At 73.3% G+C, this 14,223-nt stretch carries 16 protein-coding genes; 11 read left to right on the forward strand and 5 right to left on the reverse strand.

Features of this window, described 5'->3' with window-relative positions; genetic code table 11:
- Positions 1–13 precede the first annotated feature (13 nt).
- The gene (locus ACIQWR_RS26505; RefSeq protein WP_404014203.1) at positions 14–784 is read left to right on the forward strand and encodes a phytanoyl-CoA dioxygenase family protein; all 771 of its coding nucleotides are present in this window, start codon (positions 14–16) and stop codon (positions 782–784) included.
- On the opposite strand, the gene ACIQWR_RS26510 is transcribed toward ACIQWR_RS26505, so the two are convergent.
- On the reverse strand, positions 740–1,621 hold the full coding sequence (locus tag ACIQWR_RS26510) for a TrmB family transcriptional regulator (RefSeq protein WP_404014206.1): 882 nt from the start codon (positions 1,619–1,621) through the stop codon (positions 740–742). The two genes, ACIQWR_RS26505 and ACIQWR_RS26510, sit on opposite strands and share 45 nt — an antisense overlap.
- 59 nt (positions 1,622–1,680) lie before the next feature.
- Between ACIQWR_RS26510 and ACIQWR_RS26515 the strand changes: the two genes are divergently transcribed.
- Positions 1,681–1,818, forward strand: coding sequence for a hypothetical protein (locus ACIQWR_RS26515; RefSeq protein WP_404014209.1), 138 nt, complete (start codon positions 1,681–1,683; stop codon positions 1,816–1,818).
- A gap of 56 nt (positions 1,819–1,874) precedes the next feature.
- Here ACIQWR_RS26515 and ACIQWR_RS26520 read toward each other — a convergent pair whose 3' ends face one another.
- Positions 1,875–2,093, reverse strand: coding sequence for a hypothetical protein (locus tag ACIQWR_RS26520; protein WP_404014212.1), 219 nt, complete (start codon positions 2,091–2,093; stop codon positions 1,875–1,877).
- Between ACIQWR_RS26520 and ACIQWR_RS26525 the strand changes: the two genes are divergently transcribed.
- The 5 genes from ACIQWR_RS26525 to ACIQWR_RS26545 all read left to right on the forward strand — a co-directional run bounded on the left by ACIQWR_RS26525 (position 2,092) and on the right by ACIQWR_RS26545 (position 6,263).
- Positions 2,092–2,586, forward strand: a complete 495-nt coding sequence (locus tag ACIQWR_RS26525; protein WP_404014215.1) for a hypothetical protein — start codon at positions 2,092–2,094, stop codon at positions 2,584–2,586. The genes ACIQWR_RS26520 and ACIQWR_RS26525 overlap by 2 nt on opposite strands.
- A gap of 336 nt (positions 2,587–2,922) precedes the next feature.
- Positions 2,923–4,806, forward strand: coding sequence for an ATP-binding cassette domain-containing protein (locus ACIQWR_RS26530; protein ID WP_404014545.1), 1,884 nt, complete (start codon positions 2,923–2,925; stop codon positions 4,804–4,806).
- Between the two features lie 10 nt (positions 4,807–4,816).
- Positions 4,817–5,278, forward strand: coding sequence for an NUDIX domain-containing protein (locus ACIQWR_RS26535; protein ID WP_404014217.1), 462 nt, complete (start codon positions 4,817–4,819; stop codon positions 5,276–5,278).
- A complete protein-coding gene (locus ACIQWR_RS26540) occupies positions 5,275–5,820 on the forward strand; it encodes an NUDIX domain-containing protein (protein WP_404014220.1) in 546 nt (181 codons plus the stop codon). Before ACIQWR_RS26535 ends, ACIQWR_RS26540 begins: the two co-directional genes overlap by 4 nt.
- Positions 5,821–5,852: 32 nt before the next feature.
- Complete coding sequence (locus ACIQWR_RS26545; RefSeq protein WP_404014223.1) at positions 5,853–6,263, forward strand: VOC family protein; 411 nt, start codon at positions 5,853–5,855, stop codon at positions 6,261–6,263.
- On the opposite strand, the gene ACIQWR_RS26550 is transcribed toward ACIQWR_RS26545, so the two are convergent.
- Positions 6,260–7,258 carry an alpha/beta hydrolase gene (locus ACIQWR_RS26550; protein ID WP_404014226.1) on the reverse strand — a complete coding sequence of 333 codons (999 nt, stop codon included), beginning with the start codon at positions 7,256–7,258 and terminating at the stop codon, positions 6,260–6,262. The genes ACIQWR_RS26545 and ACIQWR_RS26550 overlap by 4 nt on opposite strands.
- Positions 7,259–7,339: 81 nt before the next feature.
- Here ACIQWR_RS26550 and ACIQWR_RS26555 point away from each other — a divergent pair, with 81 nt between their 5' ends.
- Positions 7,340–8,617: a VWA domain-containing protein gene (locus tag ACIQWR_RS26555; protein WP_404014229.1), complete on the forward strand. Its 1,278-nt coding sequence runs from the start codon at positions 7,340–7,342 to the stop codon at positions 8,615–8,617.
- Complete coding sequence (locus ACIQWR_RS26560; protein ID WP_404014232.1) at positions 8,617–9,444, forward strand: hypothetical protein; 828 nt, start codon at positions 8,617–8,619, stop codon at positions 9,442–9,444. The genes ACIQWR_RS26555 and ACIQWR_RS26560 overlap by 1 nt, the downstream gene beginning before the upstream one ends.
- Before the next feature lie 9 nt (positions 9,445–9,453).
- Here ACIQWR_RS26560 and ACIQWR_RS26565 read toward each other — a convergent pair whose 3' ends face one another.
- Complete coding sequence (locus ACIQWR_RS26565) at positions 9,454–10,893, reverse strand: FAD-dependent monooxygenase (RefSeq protein ID WP_404014235.1); 1,440 nt, start codon at positions 10,891–10,893, stop codon at positions 9,454–9,456.
- A gap of 38 nt (positions 10,894–10,931) precedes the next feature.
- On the opposite strand from ACIQWR_RS26565, the gene ACIQWR_RS26570 reads away from it, so the two are divergent.
- Complete coding sequence (locus ACIQWR_RS26570) at positions 10,932–11,624, forward strand: TetR/AcrR family transcriptional regulator C-terminal domain-containing protein (RefSeq protein ID WP_404014238.1); 693 nt, start codon at positions 10,932–10,934, stop codon at positions 11,622–11,624.
- Here ACIQWR_RS26570 and ACIQWR_RS26575 read toward each other — a convergent pair.
- Positions 11,605–11,769, reverse strand: a complete 165-nt coding sequence (locus ACIQWR_RS26575; RefSeq protein WP_404014241.1) for a hypothetical protein — start codon at positions 11,767–11,769, stop codon at positions 11,605–11,607. The genes ACIQWR_RS26570 and ACIQWR_RS26575 overlap by 20 nt on opposite strands.
- A gap of 227 nt (positions 11,770–11,996) precedes the next feature.
- Here ACIQWR_RS26575 and katG point away from each other — a divergent pair, with 227 nt between their 5' ends.
- The gene (gene katG / locus ACIQWR_RS26580) at positions 11,997–14,171 is read left to right on the forward strand and encodes a catalase/peroxidase HPI (RefSeq protein ID WP_404014244.1); all 2,175 of its coding nucleotides are present in this window, start codon (positions 11,997–11,999) and stop codon (positions 14,169–14,171) included.
- Positions 14,172–14,223: the final 52 nt, after the last annotated feature.

The raw sequence follows: 14,223 nt of genomic DNA on the forward strand, positions 1-14,223 counted from the left end.
GTGGAGTCCGCCGATGCTGACCGACGCCGAGATCGAGTCCTTCGTGGCGGACGGCTTCGTCCGCGTCCCGGGAGCCGTCCCAGGGCCCACGGTGGACTCGTGCCGGGAGCAGTTGTGGGAAGCCGGCGGCTTCCGCGCCACCGAGCCCGGGAGGTGGACCGAGCCGGTCGTGCGGATCGCCGGCATGGACACCGCGGCCTTCCGGGAAGCGGGCAACGCCCCACCGCTGCGCGAGGCCTACGACCAGTTGGTGGGCGCGGGGCGTTGGCGCGCCCCGCTCGGCATGGGCACCTTCCCGATCCGCTTCCCCAGCGAGAAGGATCCCGGTGACGACGGCTGGCACCTCGACGCGGGCTGGACCGCGCCGACGGGCGAGTACCGGGTGAACCTGCGCTCGCGCGGGCGCGCCCTGCTGATGCTGTTCCTCCTTTCGGACGTCGGCCCGGACGACGCCCCCACCCGCATCCGCGTCGGCTCGCACCTGGACCTGCCGCCGCTGCTGGCCGCCGCGGGCGAGGAGGGACGGGAGTGGTTCCCGCTGTGCGCGGACGCCGTACCGGCCTCGGCCGGCCGCCCGGAGGTGGCCGCGACCGGCCCGGCCGGGGACGTGTTCCTGTGCCACCCGTTCCTGATCCACGCCGCGCAGCGGCACCGTGGCAGCGCGCCCCGCTTCCTCGCCCAACCCCCGCTGGAGCCGGTGGAAGCGGCGGGAGCGCTCGACCTGGACCGTCCCGCGCCGTCACCAGTGGAGCGGGCGGTGCTGGCCGGCCTGCGGGGCCGCTGACACCGCTCGGCCGGGGGCACCGGACCCGAGGTCGGCCATCGTCTCGGCCTGGTCCCAGACGGTCAGGAAGGTCAGCCTCAAGCAGCTGGCGAGCGCCGGGTGTTCGATGAACAGGGCCGTGGTGGCGCCCGTACCGGCCATGGGGTCGGGCATGTCGCACAGGACCAGCGAGGCGTCGGCGATGATCAGCTTGAGCGGGAGCCGCGGGGCGAAGCGGGCCTCCTCGCCCGCCTCGCCGAAGCGGCGCACGCTCTCCAGTACGTCGGCGTCGCCGAGCGCGTCGTGCGTGTACACCGCGCGGGCCGTTCCCCCCTCGCGGCGCAGCCTGCGCACGGTCCTGATCCCCTCCGTGTTCGCCGCGGGGGCGACAAAGGGTGGTTTGCAGAAGCTGAGCACCTCGTGCGCCGCCTGCTCCTGGATGCGTGCGAAGCGCTCGGCGATCGCCTTCGGGTCGCGCAGCACCTCGATGTAGTCGAGCGGGTCGGTGTGGGTCCGCCCCGCGGTCCAGAGCGGGGTCAGCGCCGCGGTCAGGGCGGACGAGGCCTGGTCCAGCCGCTCCAGGGACTCCCGCTGGAGGGCCATCAGCCGGGTGAGGGCCAGTTCGGGCGCGACGGCCGAGAAGGCCGCCACGCGGCCGGGGCGCGGGATGGCCAGTCGCCTGCGCACGAGCGCGTCGAGCACGTCGTAGACGCGCTGGCGCGGGACGTGCGCCGCGCGCGCCGCCTCCGCGGCGGTGTACGCCTCGCGCGTGACCAGCGCGAGGTAGACCCTGGCCTCGTAGCGCGAAAGACCCAGCGCGACAAGGTCGTTGACCGCACCGTCGTCCGACGACTCCATGGCACGACACGCTATACCCGGAGATCACCGGACCGAAAGCAATCCTTTGCCCTCGACGGGTGTTCCCTTGGGCGTGCCACGCACTCACCTCGTCGGTGGCGGCCGCTGGACGCGGCGACGGGCCGTTCCTGATCGACGACACCGCGGTCGACCTCGGCCGACCCGGACGGCCCCGCCGCGACCGGCGCATCAACTAGGCTGCGCACCAGAGTTGTTGATGCAAGGCGACCGACCGGGGTGGAGCACGCATGCGTCACGGATCACGCGGGGCCGCCGTCGCCGCATGCGCCTCGGCGCTCCTCCTCGCGGCCACCGGCTGTTCCGGCTCGGCGACACCGAGCGCGGCCGCGTCGTCCTCGACGTCCCCGAAGGCCTCGTCGTCCGCGGCGTCCACCCCGTCCGTAGCGCCCACCACGGCCACCCCGACCGCACCGGCGGCCCCGAGTGCGACGTGCACGGACACCGCGGCCATGGACACGGAGAAGCTGACGACCTACCTCTCGCGGCTCAAGAGCACCAGCGGCTCCTACGGCAGCAAGGCCCTCAAGATCGACGGCTCGGGGCTGAGCTTCGCCCCCGAAACGACCGAGCGCCCCTGCACCGCGGTCGAGGTGACGCTCAGCCGGTTCTGGGTGGACGTGTCCCACGGGAGGACGATGCCGGGGCGGCCCTCGCCCTCCCCGGGCAAGCAGTTCGTGTACGTCCTCATGGACCGCCCCGTCCTCACCGTCGGTCCCGCGGACGGGATCGTCGGCGGCAGCGTGCCGCCGCAGTCCTCGGCGTGCCGGGGCTCGCTGTCGGTCGTCCACACGGGCCCCGACATCACCGAGTCCGATCTGCCGGGCGACCTCCAGATGCCGACCTCCTACACCGAGGCGGGCCGCGGCGCCATGGACGTGACGGTCAAGGCCCCCCGCGTGCTCGCGGCGACCTTCGTCCCCCCGTCCACTCCGGGCGGCTGCTGAGTGCGGCGGGGCGTCCCGTGACGGGCCCGACCCGCGGACGTTAGGAGAGCACCGGTACCCGCAGTGCACTCGTCTGGAGGACCCGTGAATCCGCTGCACCCCCGCGGCCACGACCCGGCCGCGTCGAAGGACCCACAGCAGGACGGGAACCAGGAGGAGGGGTCGGGCGCGCAGGACCCGGAGGCCACGGACACGACCACGGGCTCGACGACGGAGCCGCCCGACGGCGCGCCGTCCGTCTCCGACTCGGAGCGGTTGTTGTTCGGCGGCGAACTGGCCTACGACATCGGCTGGGAGCGCCACGAGGGCGCCTGGCTGGAGTTGGGCCTGTGGACCATGGCCAAGGGGCTCCCGCGGATGGTCGGCATGGGCGTGCGGCTCGCGCACCTCGCCGATGCCCGGGCGCTACGGGTGGTCCTCGGCGCCGAGTTCGGGCGCGGCGTCACCCAGGCGATCGGGTTGGTCGCGGTCAACTCCGTGCTCGGTCACGTCCTGGCGGGCGGGTCGACGAACGAGCGCCTCGCCCGGGCGGTCCCGGCCCTCGTGGTGGTCGCCGTCACGGCCCTGCTCGGCTCGCTGTTGCGCTCCGCCTCGACGGCCGCGACGGGCGCGCTGGAACCGAAGGTCCAGCGCGTGGCCACGGAGCGGTACTTGGGGCTCGTGCACCGGGTGGAACTGGCGGCGATCGAGGACGACGAGTTCCACCGGCTGCTGGACGCCGCCCGCTACGGCGCCGACTCGGCACGTCGGATGATCCGCTACTGCACCAACACGCTCAACTCCGCCATCTCCCTGATCGCGGCGGCGGGCGTGCTCACCGTGCTGCACCCCGCTCTGTTGCCGCTGCTGGTGCTGATGACCCTGCCGAGCGCGTGGAGTTCACTGACGATCTCCAAGCAGCGGTACGTCTCCTTCCACACCTTCGTCCAACACGCGCGCGCCGGGCACCTGCTGGGGCAGTTGCTGACGTTGCAGGAGGCCGCCGCGGAGGTCCGCGTGCACGGGGTCGGCCCCTTCCTCCTGGGGCACTTCCGGAACATGGCCGAGACCAGCGAACGCGAACAGACGCGCCTGGCCCGGGGCGCCGCCCGGGTCGGGCTGGTCGCCGACGGCGCGGGAGGGGTGGCGACGCTCCTCACCTACGGCGCCCTCGGACTCCTGCTGTGGAACGGGGCCATGGACCTCGCCGTCGCGGGCACGGCCGTCCTCGCGATCCGCACGGGCGCCGCCAGCCTCGACGGGCTCGTCTCGCAGATCACCGAACTCCACCAGGAGTCCCTGTTCGTCGCCGACTACGAGCGGCTGTGCACCGAGGCCGAGGCCCGGGCCATTCCCGCCACCGGCGAGGCGCTGCCGCCGCCGGAGGAACTGCGCGAGGTCCGCTTCGAGAAGGTCACCTTCACCTACCCGGGCAGCACCGGAGAGACACCCCTGCCCACCCTGCACGAGGTGTCGCTGTCCTTCCCCATGGGCAAGGTCATCGCGCTGGTCGGGGAGAACGGGTCGGGGAAGTCCACCCTGATCAAACTCCTCGCGGGCCTCTACCTCCCGGACCGGGACGGCGGCACGATCCGGTGGGACGACGTCGACGCCGCGCGGGCCGACCGCGGCGAGATCTTCTCCCGCGTCGCCCTGATGAGCCAGTCGTTCTACCACTGGCCCTTCACCTTCCGGGTCAATGTCGGCATCGGCCGCCCCGCCCGTCCGATCGACGACCGTGCGGTCGAGGCGGCAGCGGCGTACTCGGGCGCCGACAGCGTCCTCGCGGAGCTGCCCCGGGGTCTCGGTACCCTCCTCGCCCGCGGGTACCGGGGCGGCCACCAGATCTCCGGCGGGCAGTGGCAGAAGATCGGCATCAGCCGCGCGAAGTACGCGGACGCGCAGATCCTGGTCGTGGACGAGCCCACGAGCGCCCTGGACGCGGTCGCGGAGCAGCGGGTCTTCGACCAGATCCGGGCCCTCGCCCGGACCGGCCAGACGATCGTGCTGATCACGCACCGGCTGCACTCGGTCCGGCACGCGGACGTCATCCACGTCCTGAAGGACGGACGGGTCGCCGAGTCCGGGACCTTCGCCGAGCTGATGGACGAGGGCGCCGGGACCGGGGAGTTCCGCAGCGCCTATCTCGTCCAGGCCGCGGCCTTCGCCGACGACCTGCCCGCCCCGCGCGACGGCGCGGACCCGGTCGCGCCGTCCGGCGCCGCCCGCCCCCGACCCTGAGGAGCCGAGCATGAGCACCGCACCCACCGGGCCGCGACCGAACGTGGTCGGAGTCCACCTGTACCTCCGGCGCGACGACGGCCGCATCCTGCTCGGGCTGCGCCATCCGGACGTCGCCTTCGCCGGCCGCACCTGGCACTTCCTGGCGGGCCACTGCGAGACGGAAGGGGCGCTGGCCGCCCTGGTCCGGGAGACGTCGGAGGAGGCCGGGCTGGTCATCGATCCTGCGGGGGCCGAGCTGGTGCACACCGTGCACGTCCTCGACGGCGACGCCCGCCCCCGCCTGCAACTGGTCTTCCGGGCGCGCGCCTGGTCCGGCACCCCGGAGGTCCGGGAGCCGGACAAGTGCCTGGAGTGGGGCTGGTTCGCACCGGACCGGCTCCCCGAGCCGCTCGTCCCCTACACCCGGCAGGCGATCGAGTCGATCGGGCGCGGTCGGGCGTACTCCGAGATGGGCTGGTCGGCGCGGTGAGCGGGGTGGAGCGCTACCGGCTGCCGCTGGACGTGCACCTGCTGCTGGTCCGGGCCGGGGAGCGGGGGCGGGAGCGGGAGGTGCTGTTGTCGCGTCGGGCCGGGCAGGTGTACGCGGCGGGCATGTGGCACCTCCCGTCCGGGCACGTCGACGGGCCGCACGAGGACGTCGTCACCGCGGTGATCCGGGAGGCGGCCGAGGAGACCGGTGTGCGGATCGAACCGGGCGCGGTGGGGCTGGCGGTCACCGTCCACCACCGCGGCCCCCAGGGCCGGGCCCGGATCGGCCTGTTCCTCCAGGCCCGCACCTGGCGGGGAAGCCCGCGGGTGCGGGAACCCGACGTCTGCGACGCCATGGGCTGGTACCCGCTGGACGCCCTGCCGGATCCGATGGTCGCCTACTGCCGGGCCGCCTTGGACGCCTACCGCGCGGGCCTGCCCGGCGCCGTGCACTTCCAGGAGCCCGGCGACCCGATCCTTCACACCGCGGACGCCCCGAGCGACCGGACCCGGCTGCTGCCGGGCCCCGAACAAACCCCCTAGGAGCCCGTTCGATCTCGTGGCAGGATCGCGGGATGCTGCAACTCACCGATTTCATCATCGACTGCCCGGACACCATGAAGCTGGCGGCGTTCTACTCCGAGGTGACGGGGCTCCCGGTCAAGGCGGACAGCAACGACCACTGGGCCGGTATCGTGTTCGGCGCGATCGAACTGGCCTTCATCCAGGTGGAGGACTACCGCGCCCCGCAGTGGCCGGACAACGAGCACCCCAAGCAGTTCCACCTCGACTTCGAAGTCGACGACATCGAGGCGGAGGAAGCCCGCATCCTGGCCCTCGGCGCGACCTTGCAGCGGGACATCATCGATGCCGAAGGCTACGGCTTCCGCGTCTACACCGACCCCATCGGCCACCCCTTCTGCCTCTGCCGCAACAAGGGCGTCGTCTGGACCGAGCAGGGCCCCACCTGGCCGCAGCGCGCCTAGCCAGTGGTCAGGAGGCGGCGGAGCCAGCGGGTGCGGGCGCTGCGGGCGTCCGCGCTGAGGGCCGCGTGCGGGGCGAGGGTGTCGAAGCCGTGGAAGGCCCCCGGCCACACGTGCAGTTCGGCCCGGCCGCCGGCCCGCCAGATCGCGTCGGCGTAGGCCACGGCCTCGTCCCTGAACGTCTCGGCCGACCCGACCTCGATGTAGGCGGGAGGCAGGTCGGACAGGTCCGTGGCCCGCGCGGGCGCCGCGTAGGACGGCAGGTCGGCGGCGCCGTACCGGTCGCCCAGCAGGGCCCGCCACGCGGTCGCGTTGGAGGTGCGGTCCCAGGTGTCGAGGCCCGCCATCTGGTGGCCGGAGAAGGTGTCGCCCCGGTCGTCGAGCATCGGGCACAGGAGCAGTTGGCCGATCGGGGTCGGTCCGCCCCGGTCCCGGGCGAGCAGGGCGAGCGCCGCGGCGAGCCCGCCACCGGCGCTCTTCCCGCCGATCACGATGCGGTCCGCGTCGACGTCCAGCTCGGCCGCGTGCCCGGCCACCCAGTCGAAGCCCGCGTAGCAGTCCTCCAACGGCGCGGGGTACCGCGCCGCGGGGGCCAACCGGTACTCCACCGACACGACGGCCAGCTCCAGTTCGAGCGCCCACTCGCGCAGCAACCGCGGGAGCACGGACCACGCGTTGCCCATGAGCATGCCGCCTCCGTGCATGTAGTACAGCGCCGGCAGCGGCCCGGTGGCCGCGGCGGGCCGCGCGCTCACGAGCGTGACGTCCGGCCCGTCCGCCGCTCCCGGCACGCACAGTTCACCGACCTCGAAGCGGCCGTCGGCGCGCAGCTCCCGAGCCGTCGGCCGGGGCCGCGCCGCGTCGTCACGCCGCTGCCGCGCCGCGAGGTTCTCCGGGGTGAACGGCTCCCGCGCCCGCTCCCCCAAGGCCGCCAGGACCTGCTCCAGTTCGGGATCGAAGGGGGGCGCCTTCGGGGGGATCGTGCGCGCCTGGTCCATGCCGGGTAGTCAACCACGCCGACAACATCGCGCACGGCGGCCCGTTTTGGATTGGCGCGCGATCCTCAATACGATCCGGCGATGATCACAAGCAAACGGCTGGCGATCGGGGCGTGCGGCATGCTCGCCGCCCTGGCGGTCGGGCTCTTCCCGGCGAGCGCCGTCGCCGCAGACGGACCAACGGCCAAAGAACCGCCCAAGGTCGACCTCGTCCTCGACGTCAGCGGCTCGATGCGGGCGACCGACATCGACGGACAGTCCCGGATGGCGGCGGCGAAGCAGGCCTTCAACGAGGTCATCGACGCCGTGCCCGACGAGGTGCGGCTCGGCATACGGACCCTGGGGGCCAACTACGCCGGTGAGGACAAGGCACTCGGCTGCAAGGACACCAAGCAGCTGTATCCGGTGGGCCCCTTGAACCGGACCGAGGCGAAGACCGCGGTGGCCACACTGGCGCCCACCGGCTGGACCCCGATCGGTCCGGCCCTGCTCGCCTCCGCCCAGGATCTGGAGGGCGGCAACGCCACCAAGCGGATCGTGCTCATCACCGACGGCGAGGACACCTGCGCCCCGCTCGACCCGTGCGAAGTGGCGCGCGACATCGCGGCCAAGGGCATCCACCTCACCATCGACACCCTTGGCCTGGTGCCCGACGCCAAGACGCGCGCGCAGCTCACCTGCATCGCGGAGGCCACCGGCGGCACCTATACCGCGGTGCAGCACAAGGAGGAACTCTCCGGTCGGGTGCGCCAATTGGTCGACCGGGCGGCCGATCCGGTCGTCAACCCCGTGGCCACCGAGGGCGCGAAGCAGTGCCAGGGGGCGCCGCTGTTGAAGGCCGGTCTCTACAGCGACCGCGAGACCTTCGGCGAGCACCGCTGGTACCGGGTGGACGTCCGTCCCGGACAGGAACTGCGGGCCTCGGTGAGCATCGCCGCCGACCGCGCCGTCAACAACGACTACGGGGTCCTGCTCCGGGCGACGACCGTCCACGGGCGGGAGATCGTACGGGGTTCGGAGGCGGGTGACGGGCGCACCGACGTGCTGTCGACCGGCCTGCGCTACCCGAAGGCCGACGTCGACGACGAGGGCGCGGACGGCGAACCGCCGGCCGAGACCGTGTGCATCCAGGTCAGCAACTCCTTCTCCGCGGCGCCGTCCGTCAAGACCACCCCGGGCATGCCCGTCGAGCTGGCCATCGAGCTGGTGGACGGCCCCGACGAGGCCTCCGACGCCGCCGCCTTCGGGCTCGGGCGCGGCTGGTGGCTGCTGGGCGTGCTGGTGCTCGTCGGACTGCTGGCCGGTCTGGTGTGGGGCTGGATCTCGCGCTGGCGCATCTCCGTCTGGAGGACCAACTGATGCGTACCGTACGCACACTGACCGCCGCACTCGTGGCGGCGACCGCCGCGCTCGCGGTGGCGGGAACGGCCGCGACGGCGATGGCGGACACCCCCTCGCCCTCCGGCCCCGCCGCCAGTCCGGGTTCCGGCAAGAAGTCCGGCAAGGACGCCTCCGGGGCGAACGCCCCGACCGAGGCGGGGACCGGTTTCCGCACCGCCGCCGCGTTCCGTCCGGGTCAGCGGGCCACCGCGGCCGGGTCCACGGGTGACTACCTCTACTGGGTGCTCCCCATCGACGCGCAGCAGCGGGTGACCGTGAAGACCACGGTCACCCTGCCCGAGTCCGCCGCCCGGCACGGCTCGGCGACCTGGCAGCTCGACGTGTACGACGGTCTGCGCCGCCGGCAGGCCTGCACGTACGGGACGCAGTCCCGGGCCGTGGCGAAGGAGGCCGCCTCGGTCGAACTCTCCTGCACCCTGCGCACCGTCCGCGCCGCGGCGGAGCCGTGGGCCAACGATCCGCTGCCGGGGAGCTACTACGTGCGCCTGACGGTCGCCGCACTGCCGGCCGAGGACCTCGGCCTGCCGGTACGGGCCGCGGTCGAGGCCGCCGTGACGGAGACCGGTGGTGCCACCGCGGTGGACGGTTCGCTCGCCGCTCCGCTGGTTCCCGCCACCGTGACCGGGTCGCTGCGCGAGCCGGAGGACGGCTGGTCCGGCGGCTGGTGGACCGACCGTTGGATCTGGACCGCGGCGGGCGGCGTGCTCGGCGCCCTCGCGGGCCTCTTCGGGTACTCCCTCACGCGTGGCCGGGGCCGCCCGTCCCGGGTGCCGCCCGGCGCCTGAGCAGGGCGCTCACGCGCGGGACGCCGTGCCGCCGAAGCGGGCGAGGTAGCGGGCCAGGCCGGTCGGCTCCTCGCCCGCCCAGCCGACGTACCCGTCGGGCCGGACCAGGAAGATCCCCTTGCCGTAGGGCTCGTAGGCGTCGACGCGCCGCGTCAGGACGAACTCGGCGTCCACCGAGGGCAGTTCGGCGTCCGTGCCCACGGCCAGCAGGGTGAAGTGGGGGCCCCGGAAGAGGTCGAAGAGCCGGCTCCCGTCCGGGAGCGGCCCGTCCGGGGCCCGGTCACCCGCTTCCAGGGCGCCCGCCGAGCCCTCGGAGAGCGGGCCGCCCCGGTAGCCGAGGCCGAGCTGGCGGCCGGCTTCGCCCCGCTCCTCCTCGCCGCGGTGGATCCGGGTCGACAGGCCGAGCATCTGGGCGGCGACGGGCTGGCGCTCCTGCTCGTACGTGTCGACGAGCGCCGGGTGCGCGCCGTGGCGCAGCACCTGGCCGAGCTTCCAGCCGAGGTTGTAGGCGTCCTGGACGCTGGTGTTGAGCCCCTGCCCGCCCGCCGGCGAGTGGACGTGGGCGGCGTCGCCCGCGAGCAGGACGCGGCCGGCGCGGAAGCGATCGGCCATGGCCGCGCGCGGTCGGAAGTCGGAGGCCCAGCGGACCTCGGTGACGTCCCGCGCGCTCAGGTGGGTGAGGGCGGCGACCACCGCGGGGACGTCGAGGTCGTCGGTCCGGGCGACGAGCTGGTAGTCGTCGGTGCCGGGGAGCGGGCAGATCGCGGCGAAGGCGCCGTCCGCGCCGGGGAAGACGTGCCAGTGGTCGCGGTCCAGGGCGCCGGGACGCAGTCGGACGTCGGCGACGACCATCGGGTCGGGGGCCACGGTGGCACCGCCCTGGCCGGTCATCTCGATGCCCAGGGCCTTGCGCACCGTGGAACGCCCGCCGTCGGCGGCGACCAGATAGGCGGCGCGCAGGGTGGTTCCGTCGGCGAGGTGCGCGTCCACGCCGTCGGCGTCCTGGTCGAGGCCGGTCAGCTCGACGCCGAAGGCGACCCGGCCGCCGATCTCGGTGAGGCGCGCGAAGAGGATCTCCTGCGTGCGCCACTGCGGGATCAGCCGGGCCCGTCGGTGGGGCTCGGCGTCGGTGGGTCCGTCGATGTCGCCGTCGCCCAGCATGTCGTGCTCGCCGACGGGGGTTCCGCCCTGCCAGATCCGGCCCATGGGGGCGTTGCCGCTGTCGGCCAGCACGGCGTCGACGACCCCGAAGTCGTCGAGGACCTCCAGGGTCCGCGGCTGCAGGCCCTTGCCCCGGGATCCGGGGAAGAGCGCGTCGGCCCGTTCGAGGACCAGGGCGCGGACGCCGCGGCGGGTGAGGTCGAGGGCGAGTGCCAGTCCGGTGGGGCCCGCGCCGACGACGAGTACGTCGAGCGCCCCCGACTCCTTAACGCTGTTAAGTGCTGTCATGGCTACGAGAATGTGCTTAACGCTGTTAAGTTGTCAAGGTGTCGAAAGAACCGGACGCGAGGTCCGACGTACGAGGAGCCAAGCCCGAGCGGGCCCGGCTCGACCGCGCGACGGTCGCGGCCACCGCCCTGCGCCTGCTCGGCGAGGTGGGCCTCGAAGGGCTCACGCTGCGGGCCATCGCCAAGGAACTGGACGTCAAGGCGCCCGCCCTGTACTGGCACTTCAAGGACAAGCGGGCCCTGCTCGACGAGATGGCCACCGAGATGTTCCGCCGGATGACGGCGGACCTGGCCACGGCCGTCGATCCGCCCCGCGACTGGCACGAGGCCCTGGACAGCGCGATGCGCGGGCTGCGCGACCACCTGCTGCGCTACCGCGACGGCGCCAAGGTCTACAGCGGCACGCACTTCACGGACATGAGCTTCGCCGCCCCGATGGAAGCCCACCTGCGCACCCTGGTCGACGGCGGCTTCAGCTCCGCCGGGGCCGCCCGCGCGTGGTTCACCGCGTACAGCTACACCATCGGGTACGTGATCGAGGAACAGTCGATGGGGCCGCTGCCCGGCGCGGACGGCGAAGGATACGACCTCGACGCCCGCGCCGCACGCCTCACGGACTACCCGCTGACGACCGAGGCCGGCCCGGCCATGTTCCGCGACCGGGACACCGGATTCGAGCAGGGGCTCGCCGCGGTCCTCACGGGCATCGCCGCTACGCGCTCCCGCTGGTGAGCGTGAGGGCTCCGTCGTGCAGTACGAAGTGACGCGCCCCGCCGTCGCCGACCGTGACGCGGGGCACCCGGCGTGCCCTCGAACGCCCCGGGCGTCGGGCCGGCGCCGGGCCGCGCCGCGCGGGGGAGGCGCCGAGGTCGGTCATGCCCCGATGATCGCACCGGTACGCGAGCGGAGGGCGGCCGGGGCGCTGACACGTGTGGTGCCGGTGTGGTGACCGGTGGAGATGCGGAGGCGTCCTGCGTGTTCTCGCCGCGGTGCGGGGCGCGGTACGCGACCATACGGACGCCGATGCGCGCTCGATCGTCGGCGGCGTGCGAAGCGGCCGGCAGCCGGCCGAGGGAAACACCGAGAATCAGGAAGAAGGACGACGTGTCCGGCAGCGACAGCGAGAACCCAGTCATCCCCGCCCCTGCCCCCACCTCGACCCGCCCCAGGTCGAACCGGGACTGGTGGCCGGAACAGATCGACCTCCAGGTCCTCCATCAGCATTCGTCCCGCTCCAACCCGCTGGGCGAAGACTTCGACTACGCGCGCGAGTTCGCGACGCTGGACCTCGACGCCCTGAAGCAGGACGTCTTCGCGGTCATGACGGCGTCGCAGGACTGGTGGCCCGCCGACTACGGCCACTACGGGCCGCTCTTCATCCGGATGAGCTGGCACTCCGCGGGCACGTACCGCATCGCCGACGGCCGCGGCGGTGGCGGGGCCGGCGCCCAGCGCTTCGCGCCCCTCAACAGCTGGCCGGACAACGCGAGCCTGGACAAGGCGCGCCGGCTGCTCTGGCCCGTCAAGCAGAAGTACGGCCGGAAGGTCTCCTGGGCCGACCTGCTGGTCTTCGCCGGCAACTGCGCCCTGGAATCCATGGGGTTCAAGACCTTCGGCTTCGGCTTCGGACGCCAGGACATCTGGGAACCCGAGGAGATCTTCTGGGGCCCCGAGGACACCTGGCTCGGCGACGAGCGCTACAGCGGCGACCGGGAACTCTCCGGCCCGCTCGGCGCCGTACAGATGGGGCTGATCTACGTCAATCCGGAGGGCCCGAACGGCAATCCGGATCCGCTGGCCGCCGCCAAGGACATCCGCGAGACGTTCGCGCGCATGGCGATGAACGACGAGGAGACGGCCGCCCTCATCATCGGCGGGCACACCTTCGGCAAGTGCCACGGCGCGGTCGGCCCCGAGTACATCGGCCCGGAGCCCGAGGGTTGCCCGATGGCGCAGCAGGGCCTCGGCTGGCAGAACACCTACGGCAGCGGCTCGGGCGTCGACGCGCTCACCAGCGGGCTGGAGGGCGCGTGGACCTCCGCGCCCGCGACGTGGGACAACGGCTACCTGGACAACCTCTTCGCCTACGACTGGGAGCTGACGACCAGTCCGGCCGGCGCCCAGCAGTGGACGCCCACGGATCCGGCGGCGGCGGGCACGGTGCCCGACGCGCACGATCCGTCGAAGAAGCACGCGCCGATGATGCTGACGACGGACCTCGCGTTGCGGTTCGACCCGGTCTACGCGCCGATCGCGAAGCGGTTCCACGAGGACCCGGCCGCCCTCGCGGACGCGTTCGCCAAGGCCTGGTACAAGCTCCTGCACCGCGACATGGGACCCCTCTCGCGCTACCTCGGCCCGTGGACCCCGGCGCCGCAGCTGTGGCAGGACCCCGTTCCCGCGGTCGATCACCCGCTGGTCTCGGACGCGGACGTCACCGCCCTGAAGGCCGCGGTCCTCGCCTCGGGGCTGACCGTGTCCCAACTGGTCACCACCGCATGGGCGTCGGCGGCGAGCTTCCGCGGCACCGACAAGCGCGGCGGGGCCAACGGGGCGCGGATCCGGCTCGCGCCGCAGAAGGACTGGGAGGTCAACGCCCAGCCCGAGGTGGCCGAGACGGTGCGGCGCCTCGAAGGGATCCGGCAGGAGGCCGGCGGTGCGCGGATCTCGCTCGCCGACCTGATCGTCCTGGGCGGTTGCGCGGCGGTCGAGCAGGCGGCCAGGAACGCCGGGCACGAGGTCACGGTCCCGTTCGCACCGGGACGCACGGACGCCACGCAGGAGCAGACCGACGTGGAGTCCTTCGCCGTGCTCGAACCGCGCGCGGACGGGTTCCGCAACTACCTGCGGGCGGGCGAGAAGCTGTCGCCGGAGACCCTGCTGCTGGACCGCGCGAGCATGCTGACGCTCACCGCACCCGAGATGACGGTGCTGACCGGCGGCATGCGGGCCCTGAACACCGGCTTCCGGCGGTCCCCGCACGGCGTCCTGACCGACCGGCCGGAGGCGCTGACGAACGACTTCTTCGTGAACCTGCTGGACATGGGCACGCAGTGGAAGGCCTCGCCGACGGCGGAGAACGTCTTCGAGGGCCACGACCGCGCGACGGGCAAGCCCCGGTGGACGGCCACCGCCGCCGACCTCGTCTTCGGTTCGCACGCCCAGCTCCGCGCCCTGTCGGAGGTCTACGCGTCCGCGGACGCCGGGGAGAAGTTCGTGCGCGACTTCGTGGCCGCGTGGGACAAGGTGATGAACCTCGACCGGTTCGACCTCGCCTGACGGGTGCCCCCGAAGGACCGGGACCGTGACCGGACGGTCGGGGTCCCGGTCC

The sequence above is a fragment of the Streptomyces sp. NPDC098789 genome, from assembly GCF_044759975.1.
In the GTDB taxonomy this organism is placed as follows: domain Bacteria; phylum Actinomycetota; class Actinomycetes; order Streptomycetales; family Streptomycetaceae; genus Streptomyces.

What these genes read in the sequence shown, in the direction of transcription:
- ACIQWR_RS26505 (WP_404014203.1), top strand. Translation starts at nt 14, where the DNA reads ATGCTGACCGACGCCGAGATCGAGTCCTTCGTGGCGGACGGCTTCGTC.
- ACIQWR_RS26510 (WP_404014206.1), bottom strand. Translation starts at nt 1,621, where the DNA reads ATGGAGTCGTCGGACGACGGTGCGGTCAACGACCTTGTCGCGCTGGGT.
- ACIQWR_RS26525 (WP_404014215.1), top strand. Translation starts at nt 2,092, where the DNA reads ATGGACACGGAGAAGCTGACGACCTACCTCTCGCGGCTCAAGAGCACC.
- ACIQWR_RS26520 (WP_404014212.1), bottom strand. Translation starts at nt 2,093, where the DNA reads ATGGCCGCGGTGTCCGTGCACGTCGCACTCGGGGCCGCCGGTGCGGTC.
- ACIQWR_RS26530 (WP_404014545.1), top strand. Translation starts at nt 2,923, where the DNA reads ATGGCCAAGGGGCTCCCGCGGATGGTCGGCATGGGCGTGCGGCTCGCG.
- ACIQWR_RS26535 (WP_404014217.1), top strand. Translation starts at nt 4,817, where the DNA reads ATGAGCACCGCACCCACCGGGCCGCGACCGAACGTGGTCGGAGTCCAC.
- ACIQWR_RS26545 (WP_404014223.1), top strand. Translation starts at nt 5,853, where the DNA reads ATGCTGCAACTCACCGATTTCATCATCGACTGCCCGGACACCATGAAG.
- ACIQWR_RS26550 (WP_404014226.1), bottom strand. Translation starts at nt 7,258, where the DNA reads ATGGACCAGGCGCGCACGATCCCCCCGAAGGCGCCCCCCTTCGATCCC.
- ACIQWR_RS26555 (WP_404014229.1), top strand. Translation starts at nt 7,340, where the DNA reads ATGATCACAAGCAAACGGCTGGCGATCGGGGCGTGCGGCATGCTCGCC.
- ACIQWR_RS26560 (WP_404014232.1), top strand. Translation starts at nt 8,617, where the DNA reads ATGCGTACCGTACGCACACTGACCGCCGCACTCGTGGCGGCGACCGCC.
- ACIQWR_RS26565 (WP_404014235.1), bottom strand. Translation starts at nt 10,893, where the DNA reads ATGACAGCACTTAACAGCGTTAAGGAGTCGGGGGCGCTCGACGTACTC.
- ACIQWR_RS26575 (WP_404014241.1), bottom strand. Translation starts at nt 11,769, where the DNA reads ATGACCGACCTCGGCGCCTCCCCCGCGCGGCGCGGCCCGGCGCCGGCC.